The organism is Kamptonema sp. UHCC 0994 (genome assembly GCF_029167235.1).
In the GTDB taxonomy this organism is placed as follows: domain Bacteria; phylum Cyanobacteriota; class Cyanobacteriia; order Cyanobacteriales; family Microcoleaceae; genus Kamptonema.
The window spans coordinates 1-1,389 of the sequence record NZ_JARFTR010000192.1; the positions used below are offsets into that span (position 1 = coordinate 1).

Here is a 1,389-nt window from a genome sequence, read left to right on the forward strand (position 1 = left end):
CGGTATCTTTACCGCCCAGAGGGCGGCGTTACGTAAAATGTACGTAAGTCCTATCAGTTTGACAGTTCCCAAAATTGAAGGTTAATATTTGTCGCGGGTTTCTGCGCTCAAATACCTATTAAAGATAGAAACTTAAGAAGCAAAACTAATTAAAACTTCAATGTCACTTTCTACTGCACAACCAGCTCTTCTAGTTCTTGCCGACGGTACTGCGTATCGCGGCTGGTCGTTTGGCGCGAATGGCACTGTCGTCGGAGAGGTAGTCTTCAATACTGGCATGACGGGCTATCAAGAAGTCTTGACTGACCCTAGCTATTGTGGCCAAATTGTGACTTTTACCTATCCAGAATTAGGGAATACGGGGGTGAATGTCGAGGACGAAGAATCTCGCGGGCCTCAAGTGCGGGCTGCGATCGCTCGCAACATCTGCCACAAGCCCAGCAATTGGCGTTCTACTCAGTCTTTGCCGGATTACCTTAAACACCACAGCATTCCCGGTATTTATGGGATCGATACTCGCGCTCTGACTCGGAAAATCCGCACGGTTGGAGCGATGAATGGGGGGATTTCTACGGAAATTATTGACCCGGCTGAGCTGTTGGAGCAAGTACAGCAGGCTCCGAGTATGGCTGGATTAAATCTTGTTCAGCAAGTCACTACCAGTCAGGTTTATGAATGGTCTGAACCCACAGAGTCTAGCTGGGAGTTTAGCGATGGTACCAAATCTGATGCTGAAATTCTGACTGTGGTGGCGATCGATTTTGGGATTAAGCGTAATATCCTACGACGTTTGGCCAGCTATGGCTGTCGCGTTGTTGTCGTACCCGCGAACACGCCGCCAGAGGAAATTCTCAAATACCAGCCGGACGGGATTTTTCTGTCCAATGGCCCTGGAGATCCAGCGACGGTTATAGAAGGGATCGAGACTACTAAGGCGCTGTTAAAGTCTGAAAAGCCGATATTTGGCATCTGTATGGGACACCAAATTTTAGGTCGTTCTTTGGGTGCGGATACTTTTAAGCTGAAGTTTGGACACCGAGGATTGAATCAGCCAGCGGGTTTAACTGAGCGAATCGAGATTACTAGCCAAAATCACGGGTTTGCGATCGATCCCGATTCTCTGGCGGCGGATGTAGAAATTACTCACCTCAATCTCAATGACCGCACGGTGGCTGGTTTGCGGCACAAGTCGTTACCGTTGTTCTCGGTGCAGTACCACCCAGAGGCCAGTCCTGGCCCTCACGATGCTGACTATTTGTTTGAGCGTTTTGTAGAGGCGATGCGAGAAAATCGCAAGGTGGCTGTTGCCAGTTAAAAAAGAGGTCACGGGTAAGGTACCGGACTTACGCGCTCCTTAGTAACGCCGCCCTCTGGGCGGTCAAGATACCG

At 49.5% G+C, this 1,389-nt stretch carries 1 protein-coding gene; it reads left to right on the forward strand.

Annotation, left to right across the window (positions count from 1 at the left end):
- Positions 1-160: 160 nt before the first annotated feature.
- Positions 161-1,315 carry a glutamine-hydrolyzing carbamoyl-phosphate synthase small subunit gene (carA, locus tag PY364_RS17065; RefSeq protein ID WP_275524278.1) on the forward strand — a complete coding sequence of 385 codons (1,155 nt, stop codon included), beginning with the start codon at positions 161-163 and terminating at the stop codon, positions 1,313-1,315.
- Positions 1,316-1,389 lie beyond the last annotated feature (74 nt).

Excerpts from the sequence above, each read along its gene's own strand:
- carA (WP_275524278.1), top strand. The coding sequence starts at position 161 with ATGTCACTTTCTACTGCACAACCAGCTCTTCTAGTTCTTGCCGACGGT.